General features: G+C 67.7%; 16 protein-coding genes. 6 read left to right on the plus strand and 10 right to left on the minus strand.

What is annotated here, in order from left to right; genetic code table 11:
• Window positions 1–19 precede the first annotated feature (19 nt).
• Genes O5O46_RS01965 through O5O46_RS01975 form a run of 3 tightly spaced genes read right to left on the minus strand, consistent with a single transcriptional unit; the run spans window position 20 to window position 1,513 of the window.
• Window positions 20–394 carry a DUF6113 family protein gene (locus O5O46_RS01965; protein WP_269853416.1) on the minus strand — a complete coding sequence of 125 codons (375 nt, stop codon included), beginning with the start codon at window positions 392–394 and terminating at the stop codon, window positions 20–22.
• Window positions 391–1,293 (minus strand): N-acetyl-1-D-myo-inositol-2-amino-2-deoxy-alpha-D-glucopyranoside deacetylase, encoded by a 903-nt coding sequence (gene mshB / locus O5O46_RS01970; protein ID WP_269853417.1) that lies wholly within the window; start codon window positions 1,291–1,293, stop codon window positions 391–393. Before mshB ends, O5O46_RS01965 begins: the two co-directional genes overlap by 4 nt.
• Before the next feature lie 25 nt (window positions 1,294–1,318).
• Window positions 1,319–1,513, minus strand: a complete 195-nt coding sequence (locus O5O46_RS01975) for a hypothetical protein (protein ID WP_269853418.1) — start codon at window positions 1,511–1,513, stop codon at window positions 1,319–1,321.
• Window positions 1,514–2,144: 631 nt separating this feature from the next.
• Here O5O46_RS01975 and O5O46_RS01980 point away from each other — a divergent pair.
• The 6 genes from O5O46_RS01980 to O5O46_RS02005 all read left to right on the plus strand — a co-directional run bounded on the left by O5O46_RS01980 (window position 2,145) and on the right by O5O46_RS02005 (window position 11,025).
• On the plus strand, window positions 2,145–4,271 hold the full coding sequence (locus O5O46_RS01980; protein WP_269853419.1) for a S9 family peptidase: 2,127 nt from the start codon (window positions 2,145–2,147) through the stop codon (window positions 4,269–4,271).
• 473 nt (window positions 4,272–4,744) lie between these two features.
• On the plus strand, window positions 4,745–5,770 hold the full coding sequence (locus O5O46_RS01985) for an ABC transporter permease (protein WP_269853420.1): 1,026 nt from the start codon (window positions 4,745–4,747) through the stop codon (window positions 5,768–5,770).
• A gap of 82 nt (window positions 5,771–5,852) precedes the next feature.
• Complete coding sequence (locus O5O46_RS01990) at window positions 5,853–7,616, plus strand: ABC transporter substrate-binding protein (RefSeq protein WP_269853421.1); 1,764 nt, start codon at window positions 5,853–5,855, stop codon at window positions 7,614–7,616.
• Between the two features lie 147 nt (window positions 7,617–7,763).
• Entirely contained in the window at window positions 7,764–8,741 is a 978-nt protein-coding gene (locus tag O5O46_RS01995; protein ID WP_269853422.1) for an ABC transporter permease, read from the plus strand.
• 49 nt (window positions 8,742–8,790) lie between these two features.
• On the plus strand, window positions 8,791–9,870 hold the full coding sequence (locus O5O46_RS02000; RefSeq protein ID WP_269853423.1) for an ABC transporter ATP-binding protein: 1,080 nt from the start codon (window positions 8,791–8,793) through the stop codon (window positions 9,868–9,870).
• Between the two features lie 21 nt (window positions 9,871–9,891).
• Window positions 9,892–11,025 carry an ABC transporter ATP-binding protein gene (locus O5O46_RS02005; protein ID WP_269853424.1) on the plus strand — a complete coding sequence of 378 codons (1,134 nt, stop codon included), beginning with the start codon at window positions 9,892–9,894 and terminating at the stop codon, window positions 11,023–11,025.
• Window positions 11,026–11,147: 122 nt separating this feature from the next.
• Here the strand turns inward: O5O46_RS02005 and O5O46_RS02010 are convergent, their stop codons facing one another.
• The 7 genes from O5O46_RS02010 to O5O46_RS02040 all read right to left on the minus strand — a co-directional run bounded on the left by O5O46_RS02010 (window position 11,148) and on the right by O5O46_RS02040 (window position 17,755).
• Complete coding sequence (locus O5O46_RS02010) at window positions 11,148–12,179, minus strand: ABC transporter ATP-binding protein (protein ID WP_269853425.1); 1,032 nt, start codon at window positions 12,177–12,179, stop codon at window positions 11,148–11,150.
• A complete protein-coding gene (locus O5O46_RS02015) occupies window positions 12,172–13,143 on the minus strand; it encodes an ABC transporter ATP-binding protein (protein ID WP_269853892.1) in 972 nt (323 codons plus the stop codon). Before O5O46_RS02015 ends, O5O46_RS02010 begins: the two co-directional genes overlap by 8 nt.
• Window positions 13,144–13,163: 20 nt before the next feature.
• Entirely contained in the window at window positions 13,164–14,141 is a 978-nt protein-coding gene (locus O5O46_RS02020; RefSeq protein ID WP_269853426.1) for an ABC transporter permease, read from the minus strand.
• Window positions 14,134–15,057, minus strand: a complete 924-nt coding sequence (locus O5O46_RS02025) for an ABC transporter permease (RefSeq protein WP_269853427.1) — start codon at window positions 15,055–15,057, stop codon at window positions 14,134–14,136. The genes O5O46_RS02020 and O5O46_RS02025 overlap by 8 nt, the downstream gene beginning before the upstream one ends.
• A 21-nt stretch (window positions 15,058–15,078) precedes the next feature.
• Window positions 15,079–16,701 (minus strand): peptide ABC transporter substrate-binding protein, encoded by a 1,623-nt coding sequence (locus O5O46_RS02030; protein WP_269853428.1) that lies wholly within the window; start codon window positions 16,699–16,701, stop codon window positions 15,079–15,081.
• A 128-nt stretch (window positions 16,702–16,829) separates the two neighbouring features.
• Window positions 16,830–17,189, minus strand: a complete 360-nt coding sequence (locus tag O5O46_RS35285) for a DUF397 domain-containing protein (protein WP_333482318.1) — start codon at window positions 17,187–17,189, stop codon at window positions 16,830–16,832.
• An 86-nt stretch (window positions 17,190–17,275) separates the two neighbouring features.
• A complete protein-coding gene (locus tag O5O46_RS02040) occupies window positions 17,276–17,755 on the minus strand; it encodes a hypothetical protein (RefSeq protein WP_269853429.1) in 480 nt (159 codons plus the stop codon).
• Window positions 17,756–17,856 lie beyond the last annotated feature (101 nt).

Below are 17,856 nucleotides of genomic sequence, written 5' to 3' on the forward strand. Positions count from 1 at the left end.
TCAGCCCATCACACAGGTGTCATCCGGTACCAAGTCGGGCGCCCGGGGCGCCCGGAGGCGTTTGACGCGGTAGAGTGGCACAGATCACGCCCACCGCCATACCGCCCAACAGGTAGATGTACGGGCCGAGGCCCGCCGCGAACAGGAAGTCGCCTTCGGGGCGGGTGACGCTGAGATACATGACCGTGAGGAACCACAGCACGGTCGGCACCGCGGCACCCAGTCGGTTACGGGTGAGTTGGGAACCACCGTAGAAGAGTCCCACGCAGCCCGCCAGCGCGAGGATCAGGCCTCCCGGGAACCAGCCGTCCTGGGCGACCGCCCCGGCGGCGGCGACCAGCACCCCGAGGATCCCCAGGACCACGTACTGCACGATGCGCACTGCCGCGTTCACACCTCCGTTCCGGCGAAGAGGTCGCCGGCCCTCCCGGCCGGCTGGTGACCACGCACCATACGGTAGTACTCCACGGCGAACAGCGGCTGTCCAAGGTCGTTCGACAGGGCGAAGAACGGGCCGTCGACCACGATCTGGGTAGCGTGCGCGCGCATCGCCGCGGCCTTCCGCTCGACGTACGCCGAGCCGTCCACGGCGACGGTCGCCTCGTCGTCGTCCACCACGCCTGGTACGTCGGCCATCGACGCGACGCCCGCGAACCCGGTGTTCGAGCCCGCCGCCCGCAGCCGGGCGAAGCCCTCCTCGGCCGCGGAGCGCGGTACGCAGTTCCAGTAGAGCTTGGCGATCGCGTGCGGCGCGCCGAGGTCCGGCCGGAAGCCGGGTTCGGCGGCCAGGTCGGCGGCGAGCATGGCGATCCGGTGGGCCTGGATGTGATCGGGGTGCCCGTATCCGCCGTTCGGGTCATACGCCACCATGACCTGCGGCCGTACCTCGCGGATCACGGCGACCAGATGCCCGGCCGCCTCGTCCAGGTCGGCCTGCCAGAAGCAGTCCGGGCGTTCGTTCTGCGGGGCGCCCATCATCCCGGAGTCGCGGTACAGGCCGGGGCCGCCCAGGAAGCGGTGGTCGGTGACCCCGAGTTCGCGCATGGCGGCGGCCAGCTCGCCGATGCGGTGCTCGCCGAGGATGTTGTCCCGGTCTGACGTCAGGTGCGCCAGTTCGGGCGGGATGACCTCGCCCTCCTCGCCCAGGGTGCAGGTCACCAGGGTGACGTGGGCACCCTCCGCGGCGTACTTGGCCATCGTGGCGCCGTTGTTGATGGACTCGTCGTCGGGGTGCGCGTGGACGAGCAGCAGTCGTCGAGCGGGCAGCCCGTCCGGGCCGTCGGATTCGGTCATACCCGCAGCGTATGGCCTGAGCCGGTCAGAACTTGAAGTTGCCGATCATGCTCGCCACGTTCGTGGTCAGCTCCCGGATGGTGGGTGCCACGGAGGAACTGGCGAGGAAGAACCCGAGCAGTACACAGACGAGGGCGTGCAGGCCCTTCAGTCCGGACTTGTTGACCAGCAGGACCACGATGATCAGCAGCAGCAGCACCGCCGAAATCGAGAGTGCCACAACGGCTCACCTCCAGGTACGCACCCACGGGACCTTGCCATCCGGGTATTACAACCTACGGCAACTGATCATAACTTTCCGTGAGTCCGCATACCTCGGTGCACGGATGCATGTGGGGGCGCACGCTTGTGCGCACCTACGGTGCGCACTTCGCGGCCTCGGGGGCAACGCCCCCCGCCTGCCTGGGAAGATGAGGGCTTCCTGGGTAACTCCTCTGAGAAATCACCGTGTTGACACCTCTCCGACGGGGCCTCCATCACTGGTGCGATGTGTTCTACGCAACAGGTCAGGGAAGTCCCTGCCCACCTGCCCCGACCACCGCCCCAGGCGCGGCGCGGACTCAACGTGGGGTGTGCCGGAGTCTCCTGACGCGACCCGCGAAGCACCGCGACCGTCCGACGAAGCACGCGGTGCGCGGTTCCCGGGCACTCACCCCCGCCCCGGGCAGCGGAGCGCAACGCCAGGCAGAGGCGCAGGGCAACGTGGCCGGGGAAGCACAAGCCGCCACGGCGCAGTCGCGCACCGGCACCCGAGGCCGACCGTGCGCAACGGCGGACAGAGGGCGAGGGCAAACGGGTGGGCGGACGGGCGAACCATACGCAACGCCACCGCGAGCGCATAGCGTCACCGCATGACCTTCCCCAAACAGCACGCCAGAACCCAGCGGTTCACCCTGGGCGCCCCCAGATCCTTCTCCCCCTCACCCGACGGCGACCGGGTAGCCTTCCTCCGCTCACCGTCCGGTACGAACCGCACCAACCTGCTCTGGCTCCTGGACACCGCGACGGGCGACGAACGCGTCGTGGCCGACCCCCGCACCCTCCTCGCGGGCGCGGAAGAGGAACTGAGCCCGCAGGAGCAGGCGCGGCGGGAACGCAGCAGGGAGGGCTCGGCCGGGATCGTCGGCTACGCGGTGGACCAGGCCGTCGAGTTGGCCGCGTTCACCCTCTCCGGCCGCCTGTTCGCCACCGAGCTGCGTGTGGGCACCACGCGTGAACTTCCCGTGCCCGGACCGGTGATGGACCCTCGGCCCTCCCCCGACGGCCGCCTGATCGCATATGTCGCGCAGGGCGCCCTGCGCGTCGTCCACGCCGACGGCGGCGGCGACCGCGCGCTTGCGGAGCCCGGGGACCCGCGGCACACCTGGGGCCTGGCGGAGTTCATCGCCGCCGAGGAGATGGGCCGCCACCGCGGCTTCTGGTGGTCGCCGCGCAGCGACCGGCTGCTGGCCGCGCACGTGGACGAGTCCCCGGTGCGGCGCTGGTGGATCGCCGACCCGGCGCATCCGTCGAACCCCCCGGCCGAGGTCGGCTACCCCGCCGCCGGTACCCCCAACGCGCGCGTCACCCTGGCGCTGCTCGACCTGGACGGCACACGCACCGAGGTGGCCTGGGACCAGGACCGCTATCCGTATCTGGCCCGGGCGCACTGGTCGGCGTCCGGTCCGCCGCTGCTGCTGGTGCAGTCCCGCGACCAGCGCTCCCAGGTGTATCTGTCGGTGGACCCGGAGACCGGCGGGACGACGCCGGTCCGCCAGGAGACGGACCCGGTGTGGCTGGAGCTGTTCTCCGGCGCCCCGGCCTGGACCCCGGACGGTGAACTGGTCCGGATCGCCGACCAGGACGGCGCCCGGGTGCTCATGGTGGCCGAACGGGCGCTGACCGATGCGCGGCTGCACGTGCGGGCGGTGCTCGACGTGGCCGAGGACGGCATCCTGGTGTCGGCCTCGTCCGGAACCGAAGCGGAATCCCAACCGGAGGCGCAGGCGGGTGAGTTGGGCGAGGTGCATGTCTACCGGGTCACGGAGCGCGCCGTGGAGCGCCTGTCCCCGACACCGGGCGTGCACTCGGCCGTACGCGGCGGCCCGTTGACGGTGGTGTCCTCCTCCTCCCTGGAGCACCCCGGCGTGAGGGTGCGGGTACTGCGCGACGGCAAGGAGATCGCCCGGATCGCCTCGCACGCCGAGCCCCCGCTGTTGACCGCGCGGCCAACGCTGGTGGCGGCGGCCGAGCGCCGCATCCCGGCCGCCGTGCTGCTGCCCACCGGCTACCAGGCGTCGGACGGTCCGCTTCCGGTGCTCATGGATCCGTACGGCGGCCCGCACGGCCAGCGGGTGGTGGCCGCGCACAACGCGCATCTGACCTCGCAGTGGTTCGCCGACCAGGGCTTCGCGGTGATCGTCGCGGACGGCCGCGGCACGCCGGGCCGCTCTCCGGCGTGGGAGAAGTCCATCGCAGGGGACTTCGCCGGGGCGACGCTGGACGACCAGGTGGACGCGCTGCGCGCGCTGGCCGCCGACCATCCGCTGGACCTCGGCCGGGTGGCCATCCGCGGCTGGTCGTACGGCGGTTATCTGGCGGCGCTCGCGGTGCTGCGCCGTCCCGACGTCTTCCACGCGGGCGTCGCGGGCGCACCGGTCACCGACTGGCGGTTGTACGACACCCACTACACCGAGCGGTACCTGGGGGATCCGGCGGAATCCGGGAACGTGTACGACGCCAACTCGCTCGTCACAGAAGCGGGCTTGTCCGTACCAGCGGAACACGCGCGGCCATTGATGATCATTCACGGTCTGGCCGATGACAACGTAGTCGCGGCGCACACGCTGCGACTTTCCTCGGCACTGCTGGCCGCGGGCCGCCCCCATGAAGTGCTTCCGTTGTCCGGCGTAACGCACATGACTCCGCAGGAGCAGGTGGCGGAGAACTTGCTGCTGCTCCAGGTCGACTTCCTCAAGAAGTCTCTGGGCATGGCGTGACAACCGGCGAGGAATGGTTCCGGCGTCCTCCCGAGAATTCCGAACAGTAGGACACCACTGGGGGTGGTGTCACTACCGTTGACGAAATTCCCCGAGGACTCCAGCAGGCCGCGGGACCGGACCGGGACACGGGCGATCGACCGGGGCATAAGCGGACCACCCCGGTCGATCCACGGCACCCGCACGGCCGTACGGTGTTCAGCGTGAAGCGTCCGTATATCGGTGATGCGACAGTCAAGTTGCCGGAATGTTAAGTCACTTGATGCCCGTTTAGGCACCTTCGCCCCAATGAATTGATCATTGTCAAGCACGCGGGCGCGGCAATCCGCAAAATCTTCGCTCAAGAAGCTGAAGAACATCACTTTCCCGGGGTTCCCCCTCTTGACTCCGCAATGAATCCATTGCGAAAGTCCGCACAACCCGCGGCATTCACTCAAAGCCGCGTCGACCCACTGCGCGGGGATGGAAGCCCAATGACCAGTCCTACTCAGGCAGCGACGGAGCCGGAGCCCGTTCCTGAGGACGCCACAGCGAACAGTTCCGGTTCCAAGATCGCCCCGGAACTCGTAGGGCGCTCCCCCAGGCAACTGGCCTGGCTCCGTTTCAAACGGGACCGGACCGGCATCGTGTGCGCCGTCATCGTCGGGATCTTCATCCTGATCGCGATCTTCGCGCCGGTGATCACCGCGGTCACCGGCAAGAGCCCGTACAAGCTCTACGGGCAGGACGACAACCTGCTCAACTCCTACGGCTACCCGATCAAGCCGAACGGCGGGATCGACGGCAGCCACTGGTTCGGCATCGAACCGAACCTGGGCCGGGACATCTTCGCGCTGCTGGTCTACGGTATCCGCACCTCGCTGGGCATCGCGCTGTGCGTGACGATCCTGTCGGTGGTCGCCGGTGTCGCGGTCGGCCTCTTCCAGGGTTACGCGGGTGGCAGGACCGACTACTTCGTCGGCCGGTTCTCCGACCTGATGATGTCCTTCCCCCAGCAGCTGTTCTTCATCGCGTTCACCCCGGTCATCGCGGCGGTCTTCGTCAAGCCGGGTGACCAGGAGTCGACGACCATCCGCTTCCTGGCGCTGGTGCTCGTCCAGTTCGCGCTCGGCTGGATGAGCCTCGGGCGCCTCGTACGCGCCCAGGTGCTCAGCCTGCGCGAGCGCGAGTACATCGAGGCGGCCAAGCTCAGCGGCGCGTCCTCGTGGCGCATCATCCGCAAGGAGCTGCTGCCCAATGTCTGGAGCACGATCCTTGTCCAGGCGACCCTGCTGCTTCCGGTCAACGTCACCGCGGAGGCGGGCCTGTCGTTCCTCGGCGTCGGCATGCAGAACCCCACTCCCGACTGGGGGTTGATGTTCCAGGACGCGGCGCAGTTCTACCAGTCCGACATCACCTACATGTTCTTCCCCGGCATCGCGATGGCGGTCTTCGTCATCGCCTTCAACCTGCTCGGGGACTCGGTCCGGGACGCTCTCGATCCCAAGACCATCCGTTGAGTGTCCAAGGTCGCCGCAGCCGGGTCCCGGCAGGCCGACTTCCAGGCAGTCGCAGATCAGTGACAGGCAGGAATCCATGAGAATGCGTAAGACTCATTACGCCGCGGTGCTGGCGGTGGGGGCGCTGAGCCTGAGCGCGTGCAGCAGTGGGGGCGGCGGGGGTGCGGGCGGGGGCACGGCCGACGTCGCGAAGCCCACGGTGCAGACCATCACCGTGGGCACGGCGGCCGACTCGCAGGGCCCGGCTCTGGCGGTCGACGGCGCGAAGAAGGGCGGCACGGTCAACGACCTGGAGCAGTCCGACTTCAACCACCTCGACCCCGGCCAGCTCTACGTCAGCAACCAGCAGGCGATAGCCTCGCTCTACAGCCGCACACTGACCGGGTACAAGATCGACCCGAAGACCGGTTCCGAGAAGCTCGTAGGCGACCTGGCGACCGACACCGGTGACCCCTCGGCCGACAAGAAGACCTGGACGTACCACCTCAAGGACGGCCTCAAGTACGAGGACGGCACCCCGATCACGTCCCAGGACATCAAGTACGGCATCGAGCGCCTCTACGCCGACTTCGAGACCGAGGGCCCGATCTACGTCCAGACCTGGCTGTCGGGCACGGACTACCGCAAGACCTACCCGGGACCGTACGGCGGCAAGGACCTGCCGGACTCGCTGATCTCCTGCCCGGACAGCAAGACCATCGTCTTCCACTTCCAGGCCCCGCACGCGGACGCTCCGTACGCGATGTCGATGCCGAACATCTCGCCGATCCCCAAGTCCAAGGACACCAAGCAGAAGTACGACCTGCACCCGGTCTCCACCGGCCCGTACAAGATCGAGAGCTACAACCCGGGCAAGTCGCTGGTCCTCACCCGCAACACCTACTGGGACCCCAAGACCGACCCGATCCGCGACGCCTACCCGGACAAGTGGAACTTCGAGATCAACGTTCCGGACCCGGGCCTGACCGAGCGTCTGATGGCCGGCGCCGGTGACGACAAGGACGCCCTGTCGCTCTCCCAGTCCGCGGCCCCGACGCAGATGGCGGCGATCCTGAGCGACCCGAAGTACAAGACGCGCACCGTCAACCAGTACCAGCCGTTCGTCGACGTGCTCTCCATCAACACCTCTCGGGTCAAGGACCCGAAGGTGCGCCAGGCGATCGAGTACGCCTTCCCGATGAAGCAGGTGCAGCAGGCACTCGGCGGCGAGGCGCAGGGGGAGATGGCCAGCAACCTGATCAGTCCGACCGTCAGCGGCTTCAAGCCCTACGACCCGTTCGGCAAGCTGACCCACCCCAACGGCGACCCCGAGAAGGCCAAGGAGCTGTTGAAGGAGGCCGGGGTCTCCAACCTGAAGCTGACCCTCGCCTTCGCCAACAACGACAAGTGGCAGAACTTCGCCAGCACCTTGAAGAACGCCTTCGCCAAGGCGGGTATCAACCTGCAGCTGCAGTCGCTGGACCTGACGTCGTACTACACGCTGGTCGGCAAGGTGAACAACCCGTACGACCTGTACCGCACCGGATGGGGCGCGGACTGGCCGAACGGCTCCACCGTCATCCCGCCGACCGAGGACGGGCGGCAGATCGCCGACGGCAACCCCAACTACTCGCACCTGAACGACCCGCACGTGAACTCCGAGATCGACCGGATCAACGCGATCACCGACCTGTCGCAGCAACAGGCCGCCTGGGAGCAGTTGTCGGAGTACATCGTGAAGAACGACGTCCCGGCCATCCCCTACGCCTACGACAAGTTCTTCGGGATCTACGGTGAGGGCCTCGGCGGCGTGACCTACCGCCAGGACCTCGGTGTCATCAACGCCAACACCGTCTACGTGAAGTAGGAACCGCACCAACCGGATTGGCGCGCCGGTCCTGTCCCGACGGGGGCGGGACCGGCCGCCTCCGGCCGGATCGGCCTGGAACCACTTCCCCTCCGACCGTGACGCCGACGCCAACGGCGCCGCCCCCCTTACGGAAGATCCCGACCAATGCTCCGATTTCTCGTACGCCGGGTGCTCGGCGCCATCGTCATCCTCATCCTGATCAGCGCCGTCACCTACTTCCTCTTCTTCGCCCTCCCGGCCGATCCAGCGCTGCTGTCCTGCGGCAAGAACTGCGGGCCGCAGCAAGTCGCGCTCATCCACCACAACCTGGGGCTGGACCAGCCGATCCCGGTCCAGTACTGGCACTACATGGTCGGGCTGTTCGCCGGCCGTGACATGCCGATCGGACACTGCAACGCCCCGTGCTTCGGCTTCTCCTTCGCCAACCAGCAGCCGGTGTGGGACATCATCAAGGACCGCTACCCCACCACGCTGACCCTCGCCATCATGGGCGCGGCCATCTTCCTGACCATCGGTGTCGGACTCGGCCTCATCTCGGCCGCCAAGCAGGGCTCGCTGTTCGACAAGGTCGCCAGCGGTATCTCCCTCACCGGCCAGTCGGTGCAGATCTACTTCATCGGCCCGCTCGCCATCTACCTGTTCGCCGACACCCTCGGCTGGCTGGACCGCGGTCATGACGTGGACTGGGCGCACGACCCCGTCGGCTCCATCACCAGGATGATCCTGCCCGCGCTGGTGATGTCGGTGATCTTCTGGTCCAACTACAGCCGCCAGACCCGGTCGTTGATGGTGGAGCAGCTCTCCGAGGAGCATGTGCGCACCGCCCGGGCGAAGGGCATGAGCTGGCGCTACGTCTTCTTCCGGTACGCGCTGCGCGGTGCGATGGGCCCCATCGTCACCATCTTCGGCATCGACCTCGGCTCCGTCTTCGGTGGCGCGATCATCACCGAGACCACCTTCGGACTGCACGGCATCGGACAGCTGGCGGTGGCCGCCGTGCTCCAGACGGACCTACCGCTGGAGATGGGCGTGATGCTGTTCAGCGCCGCGTCCATCGTCCTGTTCAACGTGCTGATCGACGCCTCGTACGCCTTCATCGATCCGCGGATCCGGCTCGCATGACCGGCCCGTCCGCCCCGCCCCACGCACCGCTTCCCAGGAGACCCCTCCCATGACCACCCTCACCCAGCCCGAAGGGCAGGCGTCGCCCCAGGACGCGGGCGCTCCGTTCCTCTCCGTGCGTGATCTGTACGTCCGGTTCGCCACCGAGGACGGGACCGTCAAGGCGGTGGACGGACTCTCCTTCGACCTGGAGCGCGGCAGAACGCTCGGCATCGTCGGCGAGTCCGGATCCGGCAAGTCCGTCACCAACCTCGCCGTGCTCGGCCTGCACAACCCCCGCAACACCGCCATCAGCGGCGAGATCGTGCTGGACGGCCAGGAGTTGACCGGCGCCACGAACAGGACGCTGGAGAAGCTGCGCGGCAACAAGATGGCGATGATCTTCCAGGACTCGCTGACCGCGCTCTCCCCGTACTACACCGTCGGCCGGCAGATCGCCGAACCGTTCCGCAAGCACACCGGGGCGAGCAAGAAGGAGGCCCGGGACCGGGCGGTCGAGATGCTGCGCAAGGTCGGTATCCCGCAGCCGCAGACCCGGGTGGACGACTTCCCGCACCAGTTCTCCGGCGGTATGCGGCAGCGCGCGATGATCGCGCTCGCGCTGGTCTGCGACCCGGAGCTGCTGATCGCCGACGAGCCGACGACCGCACTCGACGTGACGGTGCAGGCGCAGATCCTCGACCTGCTCAAGGACCTCCAGCAGGAGACCGGCACCGCGATCATCTTCATCACCCACGACCTGGGCGTGGTGGCCAACGTCTGCGACGACGTGCTGGTGATGTACGCCGGGCGGTGCGTGGAGCGGGGCAGCGTCCGGGACATCCTCAAGACCCCGCAACATCCCTACGCGTGGGGCCTGTTGAGTTCCATCCCACGGCTGTCCGCCTCGGTGGACGCGCCGTTGCAGCCGATCAAGGGCACCCCGCCGAGTCTGCTCAACCCGCCGTCCGGCTGCCCGTTCCATCCACGCTGCGCGTTCCGCGACGAGGTGGGCGGCACCCTGTGCCAGGACGAGCGTCCGCCACTCGCGCTGGAGGACGGCAGGGGGTCCGCCTGCCATCTCGCGACCGAGCAGAAGCAGTCAATCTTCGCCGAGCGGATCCAGCCGTTGCTGGGCCGAGCAGGCTGATCAGGAGCCGAGGAAACACCGATGAGCGACCCCACGTTGTCCCCGGAGCAGACCCCCGAACCTCCGAGCCGGCCCACCCTGGACAAGCCCGCCGCCGAACGGCGCGCCGGAGAGCCGCTGTTGGAGGTGTCCGGGGTCACCAAGCACTTCCCGGTGCTGGACGGCTTCCTCTTCAAACGGCAGGTCGGCGCCGTCCAGGCGGTGGACGGGGTGGACTTCCACGTACGGGCGGGCGAGGCCCTCGGCCTGGTCGGCGAGTCGGGGTGCGGCAAGTCCACCACCGGACGGCTGGTGACCCGGCTGCTGGAGCCGACCGCGGGAAAGATCAGCTACCGCGGGCAGGACATCACCCACGCCAACCGCAAGCAGCTCGCGCCGATCCGCTCCGAGATCCAGATGATCTTCCAGGATCCGTACGCCTCGCTCAATCCGCGGCAGACCGTCGGCAACATCATCTCCGGGCCGATGGAGATCAACGGGGTCAATCCGCAGGGCGGCCGAGAGAAGCGGGTCCGTGAGCTGCTGGAGATCGTGGGCCTCAACCCCGAGCACTACAACCGGTTCCCCCACGAGTTCTCCGGCGGTCAGCGGCAACGCATCGGTGTGGCCCGGGCATTGGCCCTGCAGCCCAAGCTGATCGTCGCCGACGAGCCGGTGTCCGCGCTGGACGTGTCCATCCAGGCGCAGGTCGTCAACCTGTTGCAGGAACTCCAGAGGGAGATGGGCATCGCGTTCCTGTTCATCGCCCATGACCTGGCCATCGTGCGGCACTTCTCGCAGCGGGTCGCGGTGATGTACCTGGGCAAGATCGTGGAGATCGGGGACCGGGCGGACATCTACGAGCGTCCGCGGCATCCCTACACCCACGCCCTGCTGTCCGCCGCGCCGGAGGCCGACCCCGACGACGACCGGGAACGCATCCGGCTCGCCGGTGATGTGCCGTCGCCGATCAACCCGCCGTCGGGGTGCCGGTTCCGGACGCGGTGCTGGAAGGCCCGGGAGAAGTGCGCGGACGTGGAGCCTCCGTTGGTGCGGCTGCAGGGGAACGAGTCGGGGCACCTCACCGCCTGCCACTTTCCGGAGGAGCCGACCATCGCCGGGCGGGGGGAGGACGTGATCCTGGATCCGGCACTGGCGGCCATAGAGGAGTCGTGAACTCGCGCACCCGCGCACCACTGGCGGAGTGAGGGGCGCCCCGGCGTGCCCCGACCCACCCGCGGAGGGGCGCGACGGCAAGCAGAAGGCCCACGCCAAGTGGGCGGTGGGTGGGAAGGTCCCTAACCTCCCGCGGGTGCGCAGTCCCGTTCCGCCGCGAAGTGGCACGCGCTCTCGTGCGCCGCGGGCCCGCCCACCTCACGGAGAGCCGGAGGGACCGCCAGCGGGGGAACCTCCGTCACGCACTTGTCCTGCGCCTTCCAGCACCGCGTGCGGAACCTGCATCCAGAGGGGATGTTCGCGGGCGACGGCACGTCACCCGCCAGGATGATCCGCTCGCGGCGCTCCCGTGCCTCCGGGTCCGGCACGGGCACCGCGGACAGCAGCGCCTGGGTGTACGGGTGGGTCGGGTGCTCGTAGATCTGTTCCTCGTTGCCGAGTTCGACGATCCGGCCCAGGTACATCACGCCGACGCGGTCGGAGATGTGCCGGACGATGGACAGGTCGTGCGCGATGAAGATGTAGGAGAGGTCGAACTCCTTCTGGAGCCGGGTCATGAGATTGATGACCTGGGCCTGCACGGAGACGTCCAGCGCCGAGACCGGCTCGTCGCAGATGATGATCTCCGGGTTGAGCGCCAACCCCCGCGCGATGCCGATACGTTGCCGCTGGCCGCCGGAGAACTGGTGCGGATACCGGTTGATGTACTCCGGGTTCAGCCCGACCACGTCCAGCAGGTCCTGGACCTTCCTGCGGCGGTCGCCCTTCGGCGCCGCCTCGGGATGGATCTCGAACGGCTCACCGATGATGTCGCCGACCGTCATCCGGGGATTCAGGGACGTGTACGGGTCCTGGAACACCATCTGGATGTTCCGCCGCACCGCCTTGAGCGCCTTGCCGGACAGCCTGGTGATGTCCTCGCCCTTGAACAGGATCCGTCCCGCGGTCGGCTCCTCCAACCGCATCAGCAGCTTGGCCACCGTCGACTTGCCGCAGCCCGACTCGCCCACGATGCCCAGCGTCTCACCCTGGAAGAGGTCGAAGTCCACCCCGTCCACGGCCCTGACCGCGCCGATCTGCTTCTTGAATACGATCCCCCGGGTCAGCGGGAAGTGCTTGACCAGGCCCCGCACCTGGAGAACGGCCTCAGCCATCGAGGGTCTCCTTCCAGAAGTGGCAGGCGCTGGCGCGGTGCGGCGCGACCTCGTACAGCGGTGGCTCGTCGGTGCGGCAGACCTCCTGTGCCATCGGGCAGCGCGGGTTGAACGCACAGCCGGGCGGGATCCGCAGCAGACTGGGCGGTAGCCCCTTGATCGCGTACAGCTCCTGGCCCTTCTGGTCCAGCCGGGGGATCGAGTCCAGCAGGCCCTTGGTGTAGGGGTGGGCCGGGGCCTTGTAGATCTCGTGCACCGGAGCGGTCTCCACGATCCGGCCCGCGTACATCACCGCGATCTTGTCGGCGACGTCCGCGACCACACCGAGGTCATGGGTGATCAGGATCAGGCCCATGTGCATCTCGCGCTGCAACTCCGCGAGCAGTTCCATGACCTGGGCCTGCACGGTGACGTCCAGCGCGGTGGTGGGCTCGTCCGCGATGATCAGATCCGGCTCCAGGGCCATCGCCATCGCGATCATGATGCGCTGCCGCATACCGCCGGAGAACTGGTGCGGATAGTCCCCCACCCGCTCCTTCGCCGCCGGAATGCGCACCCGGTCCATCAGCTCGACGGCCCGCGCCCGTGCGTCCCTACGGGACAGACCGCGGTGCACCACGAACATCTCGCCGAGCTGGGCGCCCACACTCAGCACCGGATTGAGCGCCGACAACGCGTCCTGGAAGATCATCGCCATTCTGGCGCCGCGCAGCTGGCGGCGCGCCTCGCGGTGCAGCGAGAGCAGATCGGCGCCCTGGAAGAAGATCCTGCCCCGGGTGATGTGGCCGGGCGGTGAGTCCAGGATGCCCATGACGGCCTGCGCGGTCACCGACTTCCCGGAGCCGGACTCACCGAGCACCGCCAGCGTCTCACCGGCGTTCACCGAGTAGTTGACACCGTTGACCGCCTTGGCCACCCCGTCCCGGGTGCGGAACTCGACATGCAGGTCGCGTACGTCCAGCAATGTGTCCAACGGACGTCTCCTCAGCGCAGCTTGGGATCGAGGGCGTCGCGCACCGCGTCGCCGAGCATGATGAACGCGAGCACCGTGACGCTCAGCGCGGCGGCGGGCCACAGCAGCATGTGCGGTGCGTCGCGGATCTGGGTGGAGGCCGAGGAGATGTCGATCCCCCAGGAGACGGTGGGTGGTTTGAGCCCCACGCCGAGGAAGGACAGCGTCGCCTCAAGCGAGATGTACGTACCGAGCGCGATGGTGGCCACCACGATCACCGGAGCGATCGCGTTCGGCGCGATGTGCCGCAGCAGCATCCGGGCGGGCCCGGCGCCGAGCGCGCGGGCGGCCTGTACGTAGTCGTTCTGCTTCGCGGTGATCACCGCACCGCGGGCGATACGGGCGATCTGCGGCCAGCCCAGCAGCACGATGAAGCCGACCACCGGCCAGACCGTGGTGTTGGTGACCACGGAGAGGAAGACCAGGCCGCCGAGGATGATCGGAATGCCGAAGAAGATGTCGCTGACCCGGGAGAGCAGCGCGTCCCACCAGCCGCCGAAGAACCCGGCGAAGCCGCCCAGGATGCTGCCGAGCAGTGCGGCCCCGGCCGTGGCGCAGACGCCGACGGTGACCGAGGCCCGGGCGCCGTAGACGGTGCGGGTGTAGACGTCGCAGCCCTGGGTGTCGAAGCCGAAGGGGTGGCCGGGCGCCGGACCCAGTTGCGACTTGTTGATGTCGCAGGCCAACGGGTTTCCGCTGGCGATCAGTTGGGGCCAGATGGCGATCAGCACCAGGAAGAGGATGAGCAGCGCGGACACGATGAAGATCGGGTTGCGGCGCAGATCGTGCCAGGCGTCCGACCACAGGCTGCGGGCCCGCGCGGACGGCGCGGTGGCCTGGCCGATGGACGCCGCCTCGGTGGCGGCGAACTCCATGGCGCCGCCCGCACCGGCGTTGCCGACGGCGTCGGCCGAGGTCCGGCCGTTGGGCTGTTCGAGCTGCTCAGGCATATCGGATCCTCGGGTCCAGTACCGCGTACAGCAGGTCCACGAGCAGGTTCGCCACCAGGAAGACGATCACCAAGATGGTGACGAAGCCGACCACCGTCGGGGAGTTCTGCCGCAGGATGCCCTGGTAGAGCTGGTAGCCGACGCCATGGATGTTGAAGATCCGCTCGGTGACGATGGCGCCGCCCATCAGCGCGCCGACATCGGTGCCGATGAAGGTGACCACCGGGATCAGGGAGTTGCGCAGCAGATGCCGGAAGATCACCCGGCGGCGCGGCAGTCCCTTGGCGATGGCGGTGCGTACGTAGTCGGCCCGGTGGTTCTCCACGATGGAGGTACGGGTCAGCCGGGTGACGTACGCCAGCGAGACCAGCGCCAACACGACGCCGGGCAGGGCCAGTTCGTTGAACGGCGCCGCCGGCGAGACCGAGGGGTTGACCACTCCCCATTTGACGCCGAACAGGAACTGAAGGACGTATCCGCTGACGAAGGTCGGAATCGATACCACGATCAGCGTCAGCACCAGCACTCCGGTGTCCACCGAGCGGCCGCGCCGTAGTCCGCTGACGATGCCGAGGATGATGCCGATGACCGCCTCGACGACGATCGCCACGATGGTGAGCCGAATGGTCAGCGGCCAGGCGGATCCCATCAGTTCGAGAACCGGTTGGCCGGTGAACGCGGTGCCGAAGTTCCCCTGGAAGATCTGCGCCATGTAGTGCGTGTACTGCTGCCACAGCGGATGATCGAGATAGAGGTCCCTGCGGATCTGCGCGGCGGTCGCCGGATCGGGGGCGCGGTCACCGAACAACGCGGCCACCGGGTCGCCCAGCGCGTACACCATGACGAAGATCAGGAAAGTGCTGCCGACGAAGACCGGAATCATCTGGAGCAGCCGCCGGATCACATACCGTCCCATGGAGCCTTTCCCCGAGTGAGTTCAGCTGACGGTGATGTCGTTGTAGACCGGGACGCTGAACTGGTTGAGCGCCACGTTCGAGAGGTTGGCGGAGTAGCCGGCGTTGCCGTTCTGGTACCACAGCGGAATGGCGGGCACCTGCTGGGCGAGGATGCGCTCCGCGTCCTGGAAGTCGTTCACCGCCCGGCCCCGGTCGGATTCCCCGTTGGCCCGGTCGACCAGCCGGTCGAAATCGGCGTTGGACCAGTGCGAGTCGTTGGAGGAGCCTCCCGTGTAGTACAGCGGCTGCAGGAAGTCCTGGATCAGCGGATAGTCCATCTGCCAGCCCGCGCGGAACGGCTGGGTCTCCGACTTGTTGGTGATCTGGTTGCGGAAGTCCGCGAAGGTGCCGACCGGGGCGCCCACGCACGCCTTGTCGTTGCCCAGGGCGTTGTTGACGCTGTTGCAGACCGCGTCCACCCACACCTTGTGCGAGCCGGTGTCGGCGTTGTAGCCGATCTTCATCTGCCCGCCGGGCAGGCCGCCGCCCTCCTGGATCAGCCTTTTCGCCTGGGTGGGGTTGTAGGTGCACACGGCGCCGCACAGCCCGGCTTTGAATCCGCCGCGCGCGCCGAGCACCGGCGAGGTCCAGTCGGTGGCAGGGGTGCGGGTGCCGCGGAAGATCCGGGTTGTGATCGAGGCGCGGTCAATGGCCATGGAAATGCCCTGGCGCACCTTCTGTGTGTTGCCGCCGCTCCACCGCGACTGGTACATCGGAAAGGCAATGGTCTGGATGATTCCGGCGGACTGGTTGATGTAGCGCGACCCCAGGTCCTTTTTGACGTTGCGCAGTTGGGTGGTGGGGATGTCATCGACCAGGTCGAGGTTTCCGGCCTGCAGATCGGTGTACGCGGTGTTGCTGTCGGTGTAGACCTGTAGGTCGACGCCGCCGTTCTTCGCCTTGTCGTCGCCGGTGTAGCCGTCCCATCGGCGCAGCCTCATGACGGTGCCCCTGGTGTACGAGTTGATCTCGTACGGGCCGTCGCCGACCGGTTTCCGCAGCCAGCCCGCGTGGTCGGTGAAGAACGCCCTGGGCAGCGGGTAGAACGCCGAGTAGCCGAGGGTGTCCGGCCAGGTGGAGAACTTCTGGCTGAGCCTTACGGTGAATGTGCGGTCGTCCTTGACCGAGAGCCCGGACATGGTCTTCGCGGTAGGGCTTCCGGAGTCCGGGTGGACCTGGCGGTATCCGTCGATGTAGCCGAAGAAACTGGAATTGAGCTGCTTGTTGGTGACCAGCGCGCCGTAGTTCCAGGCGTCCACGAAGGAACGCGCGGTGACCGGCTCGCCGTTGGAGAACCGCCAGCCCGGCTTGAGCCGCACGGTGAAGTTCTGCTGGTCCGAGCTGGTGATCGAGTCGGCGATCCAGTTCTGCGCGGCGCCGGTCTTGGGGTCGTATCTCTTCAGGCCGCGGAAGACCATGTCGAGCACCTTGCCGCCCTGCACCTCGTTGGTGTTCGCGGGCTCCAGCGGATGCTGCGGATCGCCCCAGGAGGCGCGCACGACGGCGTTCGGACCCCCGGGACGGCTACCGCCGCCGCAGGCGGTGGCCGTCAGTACGACCACTGCCGCGCACACCGCCCACTTCGGGCGTGCGGGTCCGCGCATTCGGGTGCCTCCTCATGGCTCACGTCACACGTAGCCACAAATAACACCCAACGGGTGATCTTCCACGCCTTTCCGGCGGTCGTACACGCGGAGACCGCGGGGGAAACCGCCCGTATGCGGGAGTCCCACTACCCCGACGCGGTGCGCCGGACGAGTGGTGGAGGCGGACGGGCCTCCGAGCCGAAAGGTCCTGCGCCGTCAGCTGACGAAGCCGTCGAACGCACCCGTCTTGATGCGGCGCACCAGGGCGCCGAAGGCGCGGGGCGCAGTTTTATGACGGTACGCGGGTCGTCGCTCTCGCGAAGGTGGCTCGCGCCTGCGGCGCCGGTGGCGACTTCGACGCAGTCCGCTGCTCCACCTTCGCTGAAGCTGGACTTCCGCCACTTGAGCTCCGACTTGCACGCCTTCCTGGAGCAGGGGGTACAGGAGCCGTTGCACCAGTCCCAGCGAGCCCTTGGTCGAACGCGCTCCCTGCGACGCCTCGACATCACTGGGCGGTAGCGCGACCTCTGGCGCCCTCGCCAGTCGAGCCGAAGCGGTGAGCGTTACACCGCGCCCCGAGGCAAGCTTCCGGTCAGTCCTCATCGCCGGTCGGCGACGGGACTCCCAACTCCCACAGTGCACTGAGGAGTTCATTCCGCCGAGAAGTACCAACCAGATATACGTGGCCGGATGTGGTAGCCAGTTCGACGCAGTCGTGGCCGCGGAGAATGAGGGCAACCCGCTTGTTGCCGAGCCAGCGCAGGCCCAGACCCCCGGCCTGCTGAAAAGCATTCAGCTGGGCGTGCCGAGCCGCCTTGATATCCCGCAGGTTAAGGGTCTTGCGCCAAACCGGCACCAGCGAGAGTCGGACGACGTCCCTCTCGACCACAACGCGAGAATGGGTGAAGACCGAAAACAGCAGGACGACCGCGCCTACTGCCGCAAGTAGGATCTTGGGACCCAGCCCTTCGACCCTGCTCCACACCGCAACGATGAGGACGAGCAGCGCCACCGCTACTGCGATGAGGCTGATATCGAGCGTGCGGGGTAGCCGCTGGTTCTCATCAAACACTGGCACTCTCCGAGACGGGCGATAGATTCTCCGCCCAAGACCCAGGGTGGGTCAACGCGTGCCAGGCAGGCTTGAGTTGACGAGCGTTGACTCTGTATCTC

Origin of the sequence: Streptomyces sp. RPT161 (genome assembly GCF_027533845.1) — a bacterium.
Classification (GTDB): Bacteria; Actinomycetota; Actinomycetes; order Streptomycetales; family Streptomycetaceae; genus Streptantibioticus_A; species Streptantibioticus_A silvisoli_A.